This is a genomic window from Nocardia sp. NRRL S-836 (assembly GCF_001279525.1).
Lineage (GTDB): Bacteria > Actinomycetota > Actinomycetes > Mycobacteriales > Pseudonocardiaceae > Lentzea.
Window position 1 is genome coordinate 17,823 of the sequence record NZ_LGDY01000103.1, and the last position, 18,526, is coordinate 36,348.

15 protein-coding genes are annotated in these 18,526 nt (G+C 70.5%); 7 read left to right on the top strand and 8 right to left on the bottom strand.

The window, feature by feature from the left end:
• Positions 1–7: 7 nt before the first annotated feature.
• Complete coding sequence (locus ADL03_RS21835) at positions 8–799, bottom strand: hypothetical protein (protein ID WP_053735379.1); 792 nt, start codon at positions 797–799, stop codon at positions 8–10.
• A gap of 157 nt (positions 800–956) precedes the next feature.
• On the opposite strand from ADL03_RS21835, the gene ADL03_RS21840 reads away from it, so the two are divergent.
• A complete protein-coding gene (locus ADL03_RS21840) occupies positions 957–1,784 on the top strand; it encodes an alpha/beta fold hydrolase (protein ID WP_053735380.1) in 828 nt (275 codons plus the stop codon).
• Here the strand turns inward: ADL03_RS21840 and araA are convergent.
• The 6 genes from araA to ADL03_RS21870 form a co-directional block, all read right to left on the bottom strand.
• On the bottom strand, positions 1,754–3,256 hold the full coding sequence (gene araA / locus ADL03_RS21845; protein WP_053735381.1) for an L-arabinose isomerase: 1,503 nt from the start codon (positions 3,254–3,256) through the stop codon (positions 1,754–1,756). The two genes, ADL03_RS21840 and araA, sit on opposite strands and share 31 nt — an antisense overlap.
• Before the next feature lie 17 nt (positions 3,257–3,273).
• The gene (locus ADL03_RS21850; RefSeq protein WP_053735382.1) at positions 3,274–3,927 is read right to left on the bottom strand and encodes an L-ribulose-5-phosphate 4-epimerase; all 654 of its coding nucleotides are present in this window, start codon (positions 3,925–3,927) and stop codon (positions 3,274–3,276) included.
• Complete coding sequence (araB, locus tag ADL03_RS21855) at positions 3,927–5,600, bottom strand: ribulokinase (RefSeq protein WP_053735383.1); 1,674 nt, start codon at positions 5,598–5,600, stop codon at positions 3,927–3,929. Before araB ends, ADL03_RS21850 begins: the two co-directional genes overlap by 1 nt.
• A gap of 240 nt (positions 5,601–5,840) precedes the next feature.
• Positions 5,841–6,854: a LacI family DNA-binding transcriptional regulator gene (locus ADL03_RS21860; protein ID WP_231642113.1), complete on the bottom strand. Its 1,014-nt coding sequence runs from the start codon at positions 6,852–6,854 to the stop codon at positions 5,841–5,843.
• Between the two features lie 86 nt (positions 6,855–6,940).
• Positions 6,941–8,380: a family 43 glycosylhydrolase gene (locus tag ADL03_RS21865; protein ID WP_053735385.1), complete on the bottom strand. Its 1,440-nt coding sequence runs from the start codon at positions 8,378–8,380 to the stop codon at positions 6,941–6,943.
• Positions 8,377–10,845 carry an alpha-L-arabinofuranosidase C-terminal domain-containing protein gene (locus tag ADL03_RS21870; protein WP_053735386.1) on the bottom strand — a complete coding sequence of 823 codons (2,469 nt, stop codon included), beginning with the start codon at positions 10,843–10,845 and terminating at the stop codon, positions 8,377–8,379. The genes ADL03_RS21865 and ADL03_RS21870 overlap by 4 nt, the downstream gene beginning before the upstream one ends.
• Positions 10,846–11,008: 163 nt before the next feature.
• Between ADL03_RS21870 and ADL03_RS21875 the strand changes: the two genes are divergently transcribed.
• From ADL03_RS21875 to ADL03_RS21900, 6 genes are all read left to right on the top strand, one after another.
• Entirely contained in the window at positions 11,009–11,983 is a 975-nt protein-coding gene (locus ADL03_RS21875; RefSeq protein ID WP_053735387.1) for an ABC transporter substrate-binding protein, read from the top strand.
• Positions 11,984–12,067: 84 nt separating this feature from the next.
• A complete protein-coding gene (locus ADL03_RS21880; RefSeq protein ID WP_053735388.1) occupies positions 12,068–13,600 on the top strand; it encodes a sugar ABC transporter ATP-binding protein in 1,533 nt (510 codons plus the stop codon).
• Positions 13,597–14,577: an ABC transporter permease gene (locus ADL03_RS21885; protein WP_053735389.1), complete on the top strand. Its 981-nt coding sequence runs from the start codon at positions 13,597–13,599 to the stop codon at positions 14,575–14,577. Before ADL03_RS21880 ends, ADL03_RS21885 begins: the two co-directional genes overlap by 4 nt.
• Entirely contained in the window at positions 14,574–15,545 is a 972-nt protein-coding gene (gene yjfF / locus ADL03_RS21890) for a galactofuranose ABC transporter, permease protein YjfF (protein ID WP_053735390.1), read from the top strand. Before ADL03_RS21885 ends, yjfF begins: the two co-directional genes overlap by 4 nt.
• Complete coding sequence (locus ADL03_RS21895) at positions 15,542–16,402, top strand: expansin EXLX1 family cellulose-binding protein (protein WP_053735391.1); 861 nt, start codon at positions 15,542–15,544, stop codon at positions 16,400–16,402. Before yjfF ends, ADL03_RS21895 begins: the two co-directional genes overlap by 4 nt.
• 45 nt (positions 16,403–16,447) lie before the next feature.
• Positions 16,448–16,879 carry a nitroreductase family deazaflavin-dependent oxidoreductase gene (locus ADL03_RS21900; RefSeq protein ID WP_053735392.1) on the top strand — a complete coding sequence of 144 codons (432 nt, stop codon included), beginning with the start codon at positions 16,448–16,450 and terminating at the stop codon, positions 16,877–16,879.
• A gap of 46 nt (positions 16,880–16,925) precedes the next feature.
• Here ADL03_RS21900 and ADL03_RS21905 read toward each other — a convergent pair whose 3' ends face one another.
• On the bottom strand, positions 16,926–18,347 hold the full coding sequence (locus ADL03_RS21905) for a cellulose binding domain-containing protein (RefSeq protein ID WP_197288540.1): 1,422 nt from the start codon (positions 18,345–18,347) through the stop codon (positions 16,926–16,928).
• Between the last annotated feature and the right edge of the window lie 179 nt (positions 18,348–18,526).

Consider the following 18,526-nt stretch of genomic DNA (forward strand, 5'->3'; position numbering starts at 1 on the left):
GAGGGTGTCACCTGAGCGTGCAGGTGGCGAAGCGCTCCAGGCCCTGCGGCTTCTCGGCGACGCGGCCGATGGCCGTCTCGATCCGGTTCAGCGCCGCGACCCGCTTGTCCTTCAACGGCCCGAGGATCGCGTTCTGCACGAAGTTCGGCCCGCCCTGGCCGGCCGACGTGCGCAGCCGCTCGTTGGCCTCCGCCTGCTGCTTGCCGAGGTTCGCGAGCTCACGGTCCACTTCGGCCCGTGCGGCGGCGGGAACGTTCTGCACCACCGGCGACGGGCAGTCGATCGTGCGCCCGGCCGCGCCGTTTCCGGCGCCGGAGTTGTTGCCTGAGCCCGGTTTCGCGGATCCCGAGGTGGACGACGTGGCCGGCGGCGCGGGCACGGCCGGAGCCTTCCCGAGCCCGCAGGTCGCGAACCGCTCCAGGCCCTCCGGCTTGTCGGCGACGCGGCCGATGGCGGTCTCGATGCGGTTCAGCGCTGCCACCCGCTTGCTCGCGAGTGGACCGAGGATGGCGTTCTGCACGAAGTTCGGGCCGCCCTCCCCCGCCGAGGTGCGCAGCCGGTTGTTGGCCTCGGCGATCTGCTTGTCCAGGTTGGCGAGTTCGCGCTGAACCTCCGCCTGCGCCTGGGCGGGAACGGCCGGGACGACCGGCTGCGGACACGCGATCGACCGGGTGCCGCCGTCCGAACCGGTGGTGGCGAAGGCAACGGCCGCGGTCACGGCGGTCAGCGTGCCCGCCACCGCGACTCCCGCGATCAGCCGGCGCTTGCCCCGCTCCGGTCGTGCATGTGCTCTCGACATATTCGAACCCTCACGACTTGGTGGACTGCTGATGTGCCGGCACAGCTGGATACGGACCGGGATCGTGAAGGGTTCAACTACTTGTGAGCGTTCACAGGCGGGTGGCATGCTCACTGGTCATTCCGCAGCCCGCACCTGCGAGGAACCGGGGACCGCCATGCCGTCGGCAGCCGGCGTCAGCCATGAACTGCTCCCGTTGCGCGTGCGCGGGGTGAACGTGGAGGTCGCGGCCGTGCGGCGGGAAGGCGCCGACGCACCGATCGTCTTCCTGCACGGGTTCGGCACGAGCAAGGAGGACTACCTCGACGTCACGCAGCGGCACGAGTTCGCCGGGCGGGCGTTCCTCGCCTACGACGCGCCGGGCAGCGGTGCCAGCGACTGCGCGGACCTCGCCGCGGTCGACATCCCGTTCCTGGTGGACGCCGCGTTCGCGGTGCTCGACCGCGCGGGCATCGACCGGTTCCACCTCGTCGGGCACTCGACCGGCGGCCTCACCGCGCTGCTGCTCGCGCACCGGGCGCCCCGCCGGGTGCTGAGCTTCGTCAACGTCATGGGCGTGCTCGCGCCGGAGGACTGCGTGCTCAGCAGGCAGGCGCTCGCCCACCCGGACCCCGCGGAGTTCTTCTTCGGACTGGCCGAGCGGAACCGCGCCGCCGCCCACCACGGCAGCGGCCTGTACGCGGCGGGCCTCCCGCACAAGATCAGGCGCGGTGCCGTGGCCGGTCTGTTCCGCTCGATGGTCGAGCTCGCCGACCACGGCGACCTGATCGCGAAGTTCCTGTCACTGCCCTGCCCGCGGATGTACCTCTACGGCGAGCAGTGCGCCGCGCTGTCGTACCTGCCGACGCTGGACGCGAACGGGGTGGAGCTCGCCGAGATCCCGCACAGCGGGCATCTGCCGATGTACTCCAACCCCGTCGCGATGTGGCGCCGGCTCGGCGACTTCCTCGCGCGTCAGTTGATACCCATGGCCAGGCGGTGGTAGGCCTGGTTCCAGCGCAGCCGGTCGCCGAACGACGCAGGCGTCGTGTCGGCGTCGATCAGCACGAGCTCGGTCGCCGCCATCTGGGCGAAGTCCCGCAACGTCTCCGCTCCGACCGCCTGGGTCATCACGGTGTGGTGCGGGCCGCCCGCGGTGAGCCAGCACTCGGCCGAGGTCGACAGCGACGGCGCCGGCTGCCACACGGCCCGAGCCACGGGCAGCTTGGGCAGCGGCTCGTCCGGCTCGACCACCGTGACCTCGTTGGCCACCAACCGGAACCGGTCGCCGAGGTCGGCCAGGCCGATCACCACGGCGGGACCGGTCGCCGCGTCGAACACCAGCCGCACCGGGTCCTCCCGGTCGCCGATGCCCAGCGGGTGGATCTCGCACGACGGCTGCGCGGTGGCGATCGTCGGGCAGACCTCCAGCATGTGCGCGCCGAGGATCTTCGGCTCGCCCGGCCCGAAGTGGTAGGTGTAGTCCTCCATGAACGACGTGCCGCGCCCGGTGCCCGCGCCCATCGCCTTCACGGCGGCGAGCAGGGCGGAGGTCTTCCAGTCGCCCTCGCCGCCGAAGCCGTAGCCGTCGGCCATCAGCCGCTGCACGGCCAGGCCCGGCAGCTGCCGAAGCCCGCCCAGGTCCTGGAAGTTCGTGGTGAACGCGCCGAACCCGCCGTCGTCGAGGAAGGACCGCAGGCCGATCTCGATGCGGGCGGCGTAGCGCAGCGAGTCGTGCCGCTCTCCCCCGCGCGCGAGCTCCGGTGCCAGCCGGTAGGCCTCGGCGTAGTCGGTGACCAGCAGGTCGATGTCCGCGTCGGCCACGGCGTCGACCACCGCGACGAGGTCGTTGACGCCGTAGGTGTTGACCGAGACGCCGAACCGCAGCTCCGCCTCGACCTTGTCGCCCTCGGTCACCGCGACGTCGCGCATGTTGTCGCCGAACCGGGCCAGGCGCAGGTTGCTCAGGTGCGCGCGACCGGCGGCGGCACGGGCCCAGCCGTCGATCCGCTGCGCCACCACGGGATCGCTCGCGTGGCCGGCCACCGTCTTGCGGGCCACGCCGATGCGCGTCTGCACGTAGGCGAACTCGCGGTCACCGTGCGCGGCCTGGTTGAGGTTCATGAAGTCCATGTCGATGGTGGACCACGGCAAGGCCTCGTTGAGCTGCGTGTGCAGGTGCAGCAACGGCTTGCGCAGCAGGTCCAGCCCGGTGATCCACATCTTCGCCGGCGAGAAGGTGTGCATCCACGCGATCACACCGACGCACGACGGGTCGTTGTTCGCCTCCTGCATGACCGAGCGGATGGCGCCGGAGTCGGTGAGCACCGGCTTCCACACGATCTCCGCGCTGATCCGGCCGGTGTCGCTCAGCATCCGCTGGATCTGCTGCGACTGGGCGGCCACCTGGTCGAGCGTCTCCGGCCCGTAGAGGTGCTGGCTGCCGGTGAGGAACCAGATCTGGGGCTTGTCCGGCATGTGCTCTCCTTCTGGGCTCACTGGCCGTAGACGTTCTGGTAGCGCTCGTAGAGCCGGTCGACGTGCTGCTGGTCGATCACGTCGGGCTTGCCGAGCTGGAGTGCGAAGTGGACGGTGCGGGCGACGTCCTCCAGCAGCACCGCGGCCTTGACCGCGGCACGTGCGGAGGCGCCGACGGTGAACGGGCCGTGGTTGCGCATCAGCACGGCCGGAGACCTGCTGCTGCTCAACGTCTCCACGATGCCCTTGCCGATCGAGTCGTCGCCGATCAACGCGAACGGGCCGACGGGGATCTCCCCGCCGAACTCGTCGGCGATCATCGTGAGCACGCACGGGATGGGCTCACCCCGTGCGGCCCACGCTGTGGCGTAAGGGGAATGCGTGTGCACGACGCCGCCGACGTGCGGCATGTGCCGGTACACGTAGGCATGCGCCGCCGTGTCGGAGGAAGGAGCCAGCTCGCCCTCGACGAGCGTGCCGTGCAGGTCGGTGACGACCATCGCGTGCGGGCCCAGCTCGTCGTAGGACACCCCGGACGGCTTGATGACCATCAGGTCCTGGCCGGGCACACGTGCGGAGACGTTGCCGGCCGTCCAGGTCACCAGTTCGTAGCGGGTCAGCTCGCGGTGCAGCTCGGCGACCGTGCGCCGCAGCTCTGCCGTGGCGGACATCAGCTCTTCCTCTCCAGGGCGTCGCGGCGGTACTGGCGCAGGCGGTGCATGACATCGTTGGCACCGCGGCCGAAGTAGTCGTGCAGCTCCAGGTAGTCGAGGAACAGCCGCTCGTAGGCCTCGACGTTCTCCGGCACGGGCGTGAACACGTTGCGGCGCACCGATCCCATCGACGCCGCCGCCTTGCGGATGTCCGGGTACGCGCCGGCGGCGACCGCGGCGTGCATCGCGGAGCCGAGTGCGGGGCCCTGTGCCGAGCCGATCACCGACAGCGGCAGGTTCACGACGTCGGCGTAGATCTGCATCAGCAGCTCGTTCTTGACCAGCCCGCCCGCGATCACCAGTTCGGTCACCGGCACACCGGAGTCGGTGAAGGTGTCGATGATCATCCGCGTGCCGAAGGCGGTCGCCTCCAGCAGCGCGCGGTAGACGTCCTCCGCCTTCGTGGCGAGGGTCTGGCCGACGATCACACCGGACAGCTCGTGGTCGACCAGCACCGACCGGTTGCCGCTGTGCCAGTCGAGGGCGATGAGCCCGTGCTCCCCGACCTCCTGCTGGGCGGCGAGCTCGGTGAGCAGCTCGTGCACGGTGATGCCGCGCTCGGCCGCCTGCTCGTGGTAGACCGGCGGAACGCCGTTGCGCAGGAACCACGCGAAGATGTCGCCGACACCGCTCTGCCCGGCCTCGTAGCCCCACAGGCCCGGGATGATGCCGCCGTCGACCACACCGCACATGCCGGGCACGTCGCGCAGCACGTCGCCGCTCATCACGTGGCACGTGGAGGTGCCCATGATCGCGACCATCTGGCCGGGTTCGACCGCTTGGGCGGCCGGTGCGGTGACGTGCGCGTCGACGTTGCCGACGGCGACCGCGATGCCCTCCGGCAACCCGGTCCACCCGGCGGCCTCGGCGCTGAGCGAGCCGGCCCGGTCGCCGAGCGCGGACAGCGGGTGGTCGAGCTTGTCGGCGACGAAGCCGGCGAAGTCCGGGTTGAGCTCGGCGAGGAAGTCCTCGCCGGGGTAGGCGCCGTCCTGGAGGATGCCCTTGTAGCCGGCGGTGCAGGCGTTGCGGGTGTAGGTGCCGGTGAGCTGCCAGATGATCCAGTCGGCGGCCTCGACCCAGTGCTCCATCGCCGCGTAGACCTCCGGTGCCTCTTCCAGCACCTGCAGGCCCTTGGCGAACTCCCACTCCGAGGAGATCAGGCCGCCGTAGCGCGGCAGCCACGACTCGCCGCGGCGGCGGGCCAGCTCGTTGATCCGGTCGGCCTGTCCCTGCGCGGCGTGGTGGCGCCAGAGCTTCACGTAGGCGTGCGGGTTCTCGGCGAACTCCGGCAGCTCGCACAGCGGCGTGCCGGCAGCGGTCACCGGCACCATCGTGCAGGCCGTGAAGTCGGTTCCGATGCCGACGACCTGCTCCGGCGAGATCCCGGCCGCCTCGACGGCCTGCGGGACGGCGGTGCGCAGGACGTCGACGTAGTCGGCCGGGACCTGCAGGGCCCACTCCGGCGGCAGCGGACGGCCGGTCGCGGGCAGAACCTGGTCCACGACCGCGTGGCGGTAGTCGTGAACGGCGGTGCCGAGCTCGGCGCCGTCATGGACGCGCACGACCACGGCGCGGCCGGACAGCGTGCCGAAGTCGACACCCACCACGCACGCGTCGCGGTCGATCGTCATGTCAGTCACGGCCTGAGTGTTATCGCTAACAATCGCGACGTCAAGATGCGCCGCTCACATCGTGATTTCCCTGCAAGGACGCGGAACCGCACCACCGTGAGCGCACGACAAAACGCCCGCCGGCGTGAAGCACCGGCGGACGGCTGTCACATCCTCACATCGCCTGCTCAACCGCACGCGGGGAGCTTTCGTGCACCACGAGCGCACGCAAGCGCCCGGCGCGCGGTGACCGGCAGGCAGTCAGGCGGGTGGGGCCACGCTGTCGCGCAGGACGAGCAACGGGGCGACGGTGCGCCGCGGGCGGGCGGTCTCGCCGTCGCTGACCTGTTCGAGCAGCAGGCCGAGCGTCTCGCGGGCCACCGCGGCGAAGTCCGGGCGCACGGTCGTGAGCGGCGGGATGAAGTAGGCCGCCTCCGGCACGTCGTCGAAGCCGACGACGCTGACGTCGTGCGGCACCCGCCTGCCGCGCTCGCTCATCGCCCGCAGCAGGCCGAGCGCGAGGTGGTCGTTGGAGCAGAACACCGCCGTCACCTCGGGCATCCGCGCCAGCATCTGCCCGGACCGGTAGCCGGAGGCCGCGCTCCAGTCGGCCGTCACCACGGGCGGCACCTCGGCGCCCACGGCTTCGAGCGCACGCCGCCAGCCCTGGACGCGGCCGGCCGCGTCGAACCAGTCGGCGGGACCGGACACGTGCCACACCGTGCGGTGCCCGGCCTCCAGCAGGTGGGTGGTGGCCTCGAACGCGCCGGCCGCCTGGTCGACCGTGACCAGCGGTGTGGGCCGGTCGGGGTCACCGTCCACCGTCACCAGCGGCACACCGGCGGGCACGTCGGCCAGCGCGTCGGCGGCCGAGGAGTTCGGCGCGATCACCACGATCCCGGCCACGCGCTGGTCGCGGTGCCGTTCGACGGCCGCGGAGATGGAGTCGCGGTCGAGCACCTTCACCCGCCCCACGCTCACCGCGAACCCGGCCTGGCCCGCCGCCTCCTCGAAGGCGGACAGCAGCGACGCGGGGCCGTACAGCGTCGAGTTCTGCGCGACCACGCCGATGAGCTGCGTCTTGCCGGTGACCAGCGCGCGAGCCGCGCGGTTGGGCCGGTAGTCGAGCTCCTTGATCGCGGCCTGGACCCGCAGCCGGGTCTGCTCGCGAACGTTCGGGTGGTTGTTGAGGACGCGCGAGACCGTCTGGTGGGACACCCCAGCGAGTCGTGCGACGTCGGTCATCGCGGGGTCACGCGAAATCTTCTGGTCCACGGACGGTCTCCGATCCCTCATCAATCTCCACCGCCGATGTTAGCGATAACACCCGTCGGTTTCGGTGCAGCGCACCCATTGTCCACTCATCCGAGCCGGAATGTGGCCCGTCTGCGCGCCTCCCGGTCGGCACCGGGCCTGGCAACCACGAACCGCCCGGTGTCATGGGCAAGATAGTTGTCTGTACCAACCCGCAGCGACACCGCCGTGCTGTCGGCGAGTCCCGGCACCCTGGTGAAGCTCGCGGCCCGGCCGTAAGCGTCGGTGTCCTCGAACGGATCGACCCGGATCACGTCACCGTCCACACGCACGTACCGGTCGGGGAAGTTCACCGACTGCACCGCCACCGTGCCGGTGCCGAGGAAGCCCGGCACGAACCGGAACTGCGTGTCGGCGAGCTCGCGGACGTTGCCGTCGACCCGCAGCCGGTACTCGTGGTGCCGCACGAACAGCGCCGGGGCGTCCAACGGGGACAACCGCACGATCGGTCCGCCGCGCCCCACCGGAACGCCGAACGAGGGCGTGCCGTCGGCGTTCCAGTGCAGGCGCTGCACGCGGGTGTGCCGGTTGGGGTCGAACAGCGGGTCACCGCTGATGTCGCGGTAGTCGCGGGCGTGGTAGACGAGCACGTCCTGGTCGCCGACGGTGGTGAACGAGTTGTGCCCCGGCCCGTACTGCGAGGTCGGCGCGTGCGTGGCGAACACCGGGTTCGGCGACTTCGTCCACGACCGCGCGTCGAGCAGGTTGGCGTTCTCGTCGGCGGTCAGCAGCCCCATGCAGTAGCGGGCGTCGGTGGCGCTCGCGGAGAACGTGACGAACACGCGGCCGTTGCGGATCAGCACCGCCGGTCCCTCGTTCACCCGGAAGCCCTGCACCTCCCACGACAGCGTGGGGGTCGCGATCCGCACCGGCGTGGTCCTCAACGCCAACGGGGAGGCCATCTCGGCGAGGTAGAGGTTGGTGCCGGAACCGACGGCCGGGTCGTTCTGCGCCCACAGGAGGTAGCGCTTGCCCCGATGTGCGAACGTCGTCGCGTCGAGGGTGAACGTGTCCAGGTGCGTCGTGATCTGCCCGCGCAGCACCCAGCCGTCCGCGCGCGGGTCGGCGTTCGGCGACTCCAGCACGTAGGTGCGGATGCGGAACGGCTCGTCCTTGTCGCCGGCGGCGAAGTAGACGTACCACCGCCCGTCGACGCGGTGCAGCTCCGGCGCCCAGATGTAGCCACCCATCCGGCCCGACGCGGGACGGCGCCAGATGGTGCGTTCGCGGGCGGAGGCCAGGCCGTCCAGGGTGGACGCACCGCGCACGACGATCCGGTCGTACTCCGGCACGGACCCGGTCAGGTAGTACATGCCGTCCGTGGGCGGCGTGACGAACGGGTCGGCGCGCTGCTCGACGAGCGGGCTGCGGGTGGGCAGGTCGCCCTCCGGAGCCGCGGCCACGGCGGCGCCGGGTGCCGCGGAGGCGAGTGCCCCGGTCGCGGCGAGCACGCCGCCGGTGCGCAGCAGAGATCGGCGGTCGATCACGAGCGGCTCCTGATCCTGAGGAACGTGACGGAGTTGGGCGGGAACGTGTGCGTGAAGGTGCTCGCGACCCGCACCTGCTCGGAACGCGGCTTGATCGGCTGGGCGAACTCGGTGTTGACGTCGTCGGCGCGGCCCTGCAGCACGGTGGCGCGGGCGAGCGGCGCGACCGGCACGCCCAGCTCGATCCGGGTGCGGGCGGCGTTGTCCTGGGCGTTGACGACCTTGACGATCAGCTCGCCGGTGGCGCGGTCGCGGGTGACGACCTGCCGGAACGGTTCGGCGACCTGGTCGGTGAACTCGCCCCACTTCCGCCCGTCGAGGAACAGCGCGACGTGCCGGCCCCTGACCTCGACGCGGACGTCGTACGTGCGGCCGGTGTCGATGCGGGTGCTGTCGGTGAGCAAGGTGCTCTTGGCGCCGCCGACGGCCTTCTCCACCGCGGACTGGGTGTTGTTCCAGCCACCGAGGTTCCACCAGTAGTGGTTGCCGGTGTCCTGCACGCCGAACGCGACCAGGAAGCCCTCGCGGCCGGACTGCTTGGTGGCCTTGAGGTTCAGCGTGTAGTCGTGCCACGACCGGTCGCCCGCGGTGACGAGCGTGTCCTCGGCGGCCGCGTCGGACTGGACGTAGGCGCCGTTCACGACGCTCCACGCGCCGCGGCCGGACTTCGTCCACTGCGCGTCGGTGCCGGAGAAGTCGTCGGTGAACAACGTCTGGCCGGCCGCCGAGGTGACCCGCACGTCGTCGTAGCTCGCGGCCGTGGCCCAGGTGGACAGACCGATCGCCCCGGTGACGGGCCGTTGCGCGGCGGGCGAGCCGGACGCGGTGCTCGGCACGACGTGGTCGCCCACGTTGGTCATGAAGAGCTTCTGCACCTCGTAGCTCGCCGAGCCCCACGACGCGTGGTTGTTGAACCAGATCATGTCCGGCCGCCACTGCACGTAGTCCTCGTTGGCCAGCAACGGCGCGTACGAGGCGAGCTTCACGACGTCGGCGTTGCGTTCGAGCCCAGTCATGTACGCGGCTTCGCTCAGCGCGTTGAAGAACCGGTTGTCCTGCGAGGCGTACTCGCCGAGGAACACCTTCGGGCCGTTGCGGTCGTAGGAGTCGTAGCGGTGGTTGTTCTCCAGGAACCAGCTCGGGCTGTTGTAGTAGTGCTCGTCGACCATCCCCACGCCGGCCTGCCGGTTGAGCTGCCAGAGCCGGTCGAACGTGCCGCCGGTGTCGTCGGGGCCGGAGTTGCTGACCACGGTGATGCCGGGGTACCTCGCGTTGATCGCCCTGCGGAACTCGGTGAACCGGGCGAAGAACTCCTCGGGGAGGTTCTCCTCGTTGCCGACTTCGAGGTGCGTGAGCCCGAACGGTGCCGGGTGGCCCATCTCGGCGCGCTTGCGGCCCCAGGTGGAGTCGGCGGGACCGTTGGCGAACTCGATCAGGTCGAGCGTGTCCTGGACGTGCCGCTGCAGCAGCGCGGGGTCGTCCGTGGCGCGGTTCTGGCCGCAGCCGGTGACCAGCGCGGGCACCACCGGCAGCGGCATGGCGCCGATGTCCTCGGCGAACTGGAGGTACTCGTAGTAGCCCAGGCCGTAGGACTGGTTGTAACCCCAGAAGTTCCAGTTCGTGGCACGCTGCTCGACCGGTCCGATGGTGTCCTTCCACTGGTACGAACGGCGGCGTTCGAAGTCCGGCGCGTCGTAGCCGTGGTGGCTGCCGGTGTTCACCAGGCAACCGCCCGGGAACCGGACGAAGCCGGGCTTCAGCGCCGCGACCTTCTCGGCGAGGTCGCGGCGCAGGCCGTGCCCCTTGAACGTGTCGCGCGGCATCAGCGACACCATGTCGAGCCGCAGCGTGCCCGTGCCCGCGCCGGTGACCAGCAGCCGGCCGGTCGTGGTCGACTTCTGCGCACGGATCGTGCCGGTGTACCTCGCCCAGCCGTCGCCGCGGACCTCGACGCGCACCGGGTCGCCGAGCGGGGTGCCGGCTGGATCGGTCACGACGGCGGTCAGCGCGGTGCCCGGCCGGTCGGCGCGGGCCCAGACGGAGAAGTCGTAGCGCTGGCCCTCGCGCACGGCGATGCCGGAGTTGTATCCGGAGTTGATGATCCCGCCGGGCAGGCCGAGCTCCAGGTAGCGGCGGTTGCGCTCGTTGAGCCGGCCGTCGTCGTCCACCACGTCGAGCGTGCCGCTGTGCGGTGCCCACGCGGTCAGTCCGGTGTAGGCCGCGTTGTCCGCCGGGTCGTACTCGAACGAGCGGTTCTGCACCAGCTCGGCGTACAGGCCACCGTCGGCGGCGCGGTTGATGTCCTCGAAGAACACGCCGTACATCGTGTCGTCGATCGACGGGCCCTTGCCCGAGGCGTCGACCTTGAGCGAGTAGTCGGTCTCGGCGGCCGTTCCCGACCCGGGAACGGCGACCAGCAGAGCCGCCGCGAGTGCGGCGCACAGGAGCACGTGCTTACGGGGCACGGGTTTGCCTCCCCAGCTCGGAAGTGAGCGTTAACATAGGGCTGCGAACTCGTTACAGGCAAGGACTTGACGCGGTGAATGTGAGCGTTCACTGTTGTCCACCAGACAACCGCGGACACGCGGTCGAGCTCCGCGACACCGTCGTCACCCCGGAGGAATTCCAGTGCTGAAGAAGATCACGACAGCCGCCAGCGTGGTCGCGCTGTTCGCGTTGACAGCGTGCGGCGGCTCGAGCGGCGGTGGGAGCACCACCACCGGCCAGTCCGGCGACACCATCACGATGGGCTTCGCCCAGGTCGGTGCCGAGAGCGGCTGGCGCACCGCCAACACCAAGTCGGTCCAGGACGAGGCCAAGGCCGCGGGGATCGACCTGAAGTTCTCCGACGCGCAGCAGAAGCAGGAGAACCAGATCAAGGCGATCCGCTCCTACATCCAGCAGAAGGTGTCGGTGATCGCGTTCAGCCCGGTCGTCGAGACCGGCTGGGACACCGTGCTGCTGGAGGCCAAGCGCGCCAACATCCCGGTGATCCTCACCGACCGTTCGATCGACTCCGACGACAAGTCGCTGTACAAGACGTTCCTCGGGTCGGACTTCGTCGAGGAGGGCCGCAAGGCCGGCGACTGGCTGGTGGCCAACGTCTCCGGGCCCACCAACGTGGTCGAGCTGCAGGGCACCACCGGTGCCGCCCCTGCGATCGACCGCAAGAAGGGCTTCGAGGAGAAGATCGCGGGCAAGTCCGACATCAAGGTGGTCGCCTCGCAGACCGGCGACTTCACCCGCTCGGGCGGCAAGCAGGTCATGGAGGCCTTCCTCAAGTCCCAGCCGAAGATCGACGTCGTCTACGCGCACAACGACGACATGGGTCTGGGCGCGATCGAGGCGATCAAGGCCGCCGGCAAGGTGCCCGGCAAGGACATCAAGATCATCACCGTGGACGCGGTGAAGGACGGCATGACCGCGCTCTCCAACGGTGAGATCAACTTCATCGTCGAGTGCAACCCGTTGCTGGGCAAGCAGTTGATGGACCTCGCCAAGAAGGTCGTCAAGGGCGAGGAGGTGCCGGCGCGGGTCGTGACCGAGGAGGGCACGTTCACGCAGGAGCAGGCCAAGGCCGCGCTCCCGCAGCGCCAGTACTGAGCTCCACCACACCAGACCGCGGGACCCGTCGCTCCGCCCAAGTGGCGACGGGTCCCGCACCCCACTGCGACGAAGGCCTGAGTCATGACCGAGTCACCGCCGCCGGTGGTCGAGATGCGCGGGATCAGCCTCGCGTTTCCCGGCGTGAAGGCGTTGCAGGACGTCGACTTCCGGTTGTTCCCCGGCGAAGTGCACGCCCTCATGGGCGAGAACGGCGCCGGGAAGTCCACTCTGATCAAGACCCTGACCGGCGTGCACCGCCCCGACAGCGGCCGGGTCGTGCTGGACGGCACCGAGGTGGCGTTCTCCTCCCCCGGTGAAGCGCAGCACGCCGGCATCAGCACGGTCTACCAGGAGGTCAACCTCTGCGCGAACCTCACGGTGGCGGAGAACATCCTGCTGGGCCGTGAACCCCGCCGTCTCGGTGGTGTCGACTTCCGTGCGATGCGCAAGCGCGCCGCCGAGGTCCTCTCCCGCATCGGCGTGCACATCGACCCGGCGTCGAGCCTGGGCGAACACCCGATCGCCGTGCAGCAGCTCGTCGCGATCGCCCGCGCGATCGCGATCGACTGCCGCGTGCTCGTGCTCGACGAGCCGACGTCCAGTTTGGACGCCGGTGAGGTCGCGGAGCTGTTCCGCATCATGCGGGTGCTGCGCGACGAGGGCGTCGCGATCCTGTTCGTGTCGCACTTCCTCGACCAGGTCTACGAGATCTCCGACCGGATGACCGTGCTGCGCAACGGAACCCTCGTCGGCGAGCACCTCACCGCGGACGTCGACCGCAGGGCGCTCATCGCCCAGATGATCGGCCGCGACCTCGGTGCCCTCGAAGCGATCGAGGACGCGGCCGAGCAACGACAGGCCCGCGGCCCCGTGCTGGTGCACGCGGAAGGCCTCGGCCGCCGCGGCGCGATCGAGCCGTTCGACCTGGAGATCCGCGCCGGTGAGGTCGTCGGCCTCGCCGGTCTGCTCGGCTCCGGCCGCACGGAGCTGGCGCGGCTGCTCTTCGGTGCGGACAGGGCCGACTCCGGCCGGGTGCTCGTGGACGGCGCGCCGCTGCGGTTGCGCGGCCCGCGTTCCGCGATCGCCGCGGGCATCGCGTTCAGCTCGGAGGACCGCAAGGGCGAGGGTCTCGTCGCGGACCTCTCGATCAGGGACAACCTGGTGCTGGCGATGCAGGCCGCGCGTGGCTGGAGCCGTCCGCTCTCGCGCCGCGTGAAGGACCAGCTCGTCGAGAAGTACCTGGCGGCACTGGACATCCGCCCCGCCAACCCGGACGCGCTGGTGCGCACCCTGTCCGGCGGCAACCAGCAGAAGGTCCTGCTCGCCCGCTGGCTCGTCACCGAGCCGCGGCTGCTGATCCTGGACGAGCCGACCAGGGGTATCGACGTCGGCGCGAAGGCCCAGATCCAGCAGCTCGTCACGACACTGGCCGCCGAGGGCACCGCGGTGCTGTTCATCTCCGCGGAGCTGGAGGAGGTCGTGCGCATCGCCGACCGGATCGTGGTGCTGCGCGACCGGCGCAAGATCGCCGAGCTGGACGGGTCCGTGACCGGCGTGGACGAGGTGGTCGAGCTCATCGCGGGCGGAGCCGCTCCCGAGAAGGTGGTCTCATGAAGAATCGACTGCTCTGGCCGCTGCTGGCGCTCGGTGCGCTGCTGGTGCTCAACCTCGTCGTCACGCCGTCGTTCTTCTCGTTGCGCATCCAGGACGGCCACCTCTACGGCGGCCTGGTCGACGTGCTCAAGAACGGCGCGCCGACCCTGCTGATCGCGCTCGGCATGACGCTGGTGATCGCCACCCGCGGCATCGACCTCTCGGTCGGCGCGGTGGCGGCGATCGCGGGCGCGGTGACGTGTGTCCACATCGGAGCTTCCGGTGACGCGGGCACGGCGTTCGCCGGCATGGCGCTGGCACTGGTGCTGTGCGCGGTGCTGGGCCTGTGGAACGGTTTCCTCGTGGCGGGGCTGGGCATCCAGCCGATCATCGCGACGCTCGTGCTGATGACGGCGGGCCGCGGTATCGCCATGCTCGTCACCGAGGGGCAGATCGTCACGGTCAACAACACCGCCTACCGCCAGGTCGGTGCCGGGTTCGTGGTGCTGCCGATCTCGATCCTGATCAGCCTGCTGGTGCTGGGGCTGGTGGCGTTCGCGACCCGCCGCACCGCGCTGGGCATGCTGATCGAGGCGGTCGGCGTGAACCCGGAGGCCTCGCGGCTGGCCGGGGTGCGGTCGCGCACGATCATCTGGACCGTCTACGTGTTCGCCGCCGTGTGCGCGGGCATCGCCGGCCTGATGATCAGCTCGAACGTGAGCGCGGCCGACGCCAACAACGCCGGTCTGTGGATCGAGATGGACGCGATCCTCGCGGTCGTCATCGGCGGCACGTCGCTCGCGGGCGGGCGGTACTCGCTCACCGGCACGCTGCTCGGCGCGCTGATCATCCAGACCCTCACCACCACCGTCTACACGATCGGCGTGGCCCCCGAGGTCACGCTGCTCTTCAAGGCGGTCGTCGTCATCGCCGTGTGCCTGGTGCAGGCCCCGAAGGCCCGTGCGGCGCTCAGCTTCCGGAAGGTGGCCGTCTCATGACCACGCTCGTGCGCGGGGTGCGCGGGGTGCCGTCGCGGTTCCTGCCCGTTCTCGCGACCGTCGTGCTGTTCGTCCTGTCCTTCGGGGTCGGCTCGGTGCGCTACGACGGCTTCGCGTCCGGTCAGGTGATCGCGAACCTGTTCATCGACAACGCGTTCCTGATCGTGCTCGCGGCGGGGATGACGTTCGTGATCCTCAGCGGTGGCATCGACCTGTCGGTCGGGTCGGTGGTCGCGCTGTCCACGATGGTCACCGCGGCCGGGTTGCGCGCGGGCTGGCCGCTGCCGCTGGTCGTGGTGGCGGTGCTGGTGATCGGGTCGACGCTGGGCCTGCTGATGGGGCTGGTGATCCACAAGTTCGACATCCAGCCGTTCATCGTCACGCTGGCGGGCATGTTCCTGGCCCGCGGGCTGTGCTTCCTGATCAGCGTCGAGTCGGTGTCCATCAAGGACCGCACGCTGCGCGACATCGCGACCGCCGCCATCCCGCTGCCCGGCGGGGTGAGCATCACCTACAACGTCGTGATCGCGTTGCTGGTGGTCCTCGTCGCCATGTACGTGCTGCACCGCACCCGGTTCGGCCGCACGGTGTACGCGGTGGGCGGCAACGAGTCGTCCGCGCTGCTGATGGGCCTGCCGACCGCGCGGGTCAAGGTCGGCGTCTACGTGATCAGCGGCTTCTGCTCGGCGCTGGCCGGTCTGCTGTTCAGCCTGTACATGCTGTCCGGCTACGGCCTGCACGCCGTCGGCATGGAGCTGGAGGCGATCGCGGCCGTGGTGATCGGCGGGACGTTGCTCGCCGGTGGCGTCGGTTACGTGCTGGGCGGGCTGGCCGGGGTGCTGGTGCTCGGCACGATCCAGACGCTGATCTCGTTCCAGGGCACGCTGAGCTCGTGGTGGACGAAGATCGTGATCGGTGCGCTGCTGCTGGTGTTCATCGCGGTGCAGCGGACCATGGTGCGGCGGTGAGACGAGCCGCCCCGTACGCGTTCGCGGTGGTCACCCTGCTGGTCGCGGTGCTCGGCCTGGTCGTGCTCCGCGACCGGCCGGGCATCGCGGGCACGCCCGCGGCCGCGGCGCTCGCACCGGCCCCGGCCACCGCGAGCACCACCGCGAGCACCACCGTGAGCGCCTCCTCCTCGTCGTCACCGAGCCCGGTTCCGACCACCACCACGGCGCCGCCGGTCGCGTCGACGGCGGCCGCAGCACCGCTGGCCGGGAAGATCAAGCCCGGCGAGGTGCGCACCGGGGTGGTGACGTTCTACGACTCCGACGGCGGCGGTGCCTGCTCGTACGACCCCGGTCCCGACCCGCTGACCGTGGCGATGAACTGGTCGGACTACGAGAACTCCGCGGCCTGCGGCGCGTACGTGCTGGTCAAGGCCACCAACGGCAAGAGCGTCACGGTCCGGGTCACCAACCTCTGCCCGGCACCGTGCCGGGTCGGGCAGCTGGATCTGAGCGCGGAGGCGTTCGCGCGGCTGGCACCACCCGTGCAGGGTGAGCTGCCGGTGACGTGGTCGCTGGTGAGCCCGCCGCTGCAGAAGACCATCTCGATCCGCTACAAGACCGGCTCCAGCCAGTGGTGGTGCGGCATCCAGGTGATCGACCACCGCAACCCCGTCGCGCGGCTCGAGGTGCAGGCCGGTGGGCAGTGGCGGCAGCTCAAGCGCGCCGAGTACAACTACTTCCTCGCCGAGGACGGTGCCGGCTGCGGCGGCGCGATCGCGGTCACCGACCTCTACGGCGAACGGCTGCTCATACCCGCGCTGCCGGTGCGCGCGGGCGTCGTCCAGGGCACAAACCTGCAGTTCAGCGCCCACTGACCTGTCACGGGGAATGCGCGCGGCACCGGCGATGTTGATCGTTGCATGGCAGACGACACCGTTGCGCTCAGCCCAGAGGACTGGGTGCAGAACCAGACGAAGCAGATCCTGGAGACCGGGACCACCGAGGGCATCCTGATCGCCGACCGGCCGATCGTGCTCCTGACGGTGCGCGGTGCGAAGACCGGCCAGCTGCGCTACACGCCCGTCATGCGCGTGGAGCACGACGGCAGCTACGCGGTGGTGGCGTCCAAGGGCGGCGCGCCCGAGCACCCGTCGTGGTACCACAACATCAAGGCGCACCCCGAGATCAAGCTGCAGGACGGGGCCACCACGAAGGAGTACGTCGCGCGCGAGGTCAGCGGCGACGAGCGGGCGCAGTGGTGGGAGCGGGCCGTGGCGGCCTACCCGCCGTACGCCGAGTACCAGGAGAAGACCGAGCGGCAGATCCCGGTCTTCGTCCTCGACCCCAGGTGACCGACGGGCGGTCCCGGAAGCACGCCGGGACCGCCACCCGGACCCCTCACCAGCCGAGGGACAGTCCGGCCAGGTAGTCGCCGAGCTTGGTGGCGATCAGCCGGTGGTCGCGGGCCGAGAAGTGCCAGTCGCACCCGAGCCGGTCGATCGCCGGGTCGGCGTAGTTCCAGTAGCGCACCCGCGCGTCGCCCTGGCCGGTGCGGTCCTGCACGACCTGGCGGACGGCGTCGGCGAACGCGCCGGAGGCCTCCGGGACGCTCGCGACGATCGTGGTGCCCGCGCCGTACCGGGTCCGCAGCTTGTCGAGGAACCCCTGGTAGGCGGTCTTGTACGCGGCGACCAGGCTGTCCTGCGTCGGCCACTGCTCGCCGGGGTTGAGCGCGGTGGAGAAGTCGTTGGTGCCCAGGCCCACGACGACGACCCGCGGCTGCCAGCTCGCCGGCTTCTGCCACACGTCGCCGTCGACGTTCAGCAACGCGCGGTCGTAGTAGGTGCGGTAGCTGGTGCCGGCGGAGTGGCCGTTGTAGTTGCGCACCATGCCCAGCCCGGAGAACGCGTTGACCTGGTAGTCGGCGTTCAGCGCGCGGGCGGCGAGGGCGCCGAAGCTCAGGTCGGTGTTGGTGTTGCGGGTGACCCCGCCGTTCGCGGAGCAGTCGCGGGTGGTGGAGAGGTTGCCGTAGCCCGCGGTCAGCGAGTCGCCGATGAACTCGATCTGCCGGGAGCGTGCCGCGGGTTTCGTGAGGACCGCCCCGCCGTCCGCGGCCACGAAGCCGCCGAACTCGCCCGCCGCGTAGGTGCTCTCGGTCCGCTTGACCAGCCGGACGCGGTGCTCGGCGTTGCTGAGGTTGCGCACCCAGTGGGTGGTCCTGCCGGGCGTCACCAGCGTCGCGACCGTCGTGCCGTCGACCTGCACGTCGTAGTCGTTGACGGCGTCGTTGAGCACGACGCCGACACCGGTGCCGCGGAACCGGCCCTCGAAGTAGACGCCCGGCCAGGTGTAGCGGCCGGTGGCGGTGACGCGGCCCGCGGTGTGCACCTGGGCCAGCGGGTCCGGTGCGGGCGTGGAGCCCGTGCAGGCCGTGCCGTTGAGCGCGAAGTCGGAGGGCACCGGGGTGGTCGCGCCCGTGGCGACGAACCCGACCCCCGCGCTCGCGCCGGTGGCCAGCCTGGCGTTGTAGGCGACGTTGTCGACGGTGACCTGCGCGCCGGACTGGCGCGCCGTGCCGTTCCACAGCTGCGTGACCGACTGGCCCGCGCCGAACGACCACGTCAGGTGCCAGCCGTCGACCGCGTCACCGAGGTTCGTGACGTCCACGGAGGCGATGAACCCGCCCTGCCACTCGTTGGTCACCTGGTAGGCGACCCGGCAGCCGGTGGCGGCCTGCGCCGGCGGTCCGGCGCTGATCGTGACGGCCGCCGTCAACGCGGCGGTGAGGACGGCGGCTGCCGTCGGCTTCAACCGGTGCACTCGGGTTTCCTCCGTCGGCCGTCTGTCCGTTGTGGACAATTGATGGGACCGTTTCCCCAGCGTGACCGTAGCGTCGAACGAGGTCGAAAACGAGACCGGCGGTGTTCGACCGCACCGCGTCGAACACCGTCGAAGCCGTCGGTGTGGCAACGGTTCGCACTCACCGAGCCTGCGCGCCA

Excerpts from the sequence above, each read along its gene's own strand:
- ADL03_RS21835 (WP_053735379.1), bottom strand. The coding sequence starts at position 799 with ATGTCGAGAGCACATGCACGACCGGAGCGGGGCAAGCGCCGGCTGATC.
- ADL03_RS21880 (WP_053735388.1), top strand. The coding sequence starts at position 12,068 with ATGACCGAGTCACCGCCGCCGGTGGTCGAGATGCGCGGGATCAGCCTC.
- araA (WP_053735381.1), bottom strand. The coding sequence starts at position 3,256 with ATGCCGGACAAGCCCCAGATCTGGTTCCTCACCGGCAGCCAGCACCTC.
- ADL03_RS21885 (WP_053735389.1), top strand. The coding sequence starts at position 13,597 with ATGAAGAATCGACTGCTCTGGCCGCTGCTGGCGCTCGGTGCGCTGCTG.
- ADL03_RS21900 (WP_053735392.1), top strand. The coding sequence starts at position 16,448 with ATGGCAGACGACACCGTTGCGCTCAGCCCAGAGGACTGGGTGCAGAAC.
- araB (WP_053735383.1), bottom strand. The coding sequence starts at position 5,600 with ATGACGATCGACCGCGACGCGTGCGTGGTGGGTGTCGACTTCGGCACG.
- yjfF (WP_053735390.1), top strand. The coding sequence starts at position 14,574 with ATGACCACGCTCGTGCGCGGGGTGCGCGGGGTGCCGTCGCGGTTCCTG.
- ADL03_RS21850 (WP_053735382.1), bottom strand. The coding sequence starts at position 3,927 with ATGTCCGCCACGGCAGAGCTGCGGCGCACGGTCGCCGAGCTGCACCGC.
- ADL03_RS21840 (WP_053735380.1), top strand. The coding sequence starts at position 957 with ATGCCGTCGGCAGCCGGCGTCAGCCATGAACTGCTCCCGTTGCGCGTG.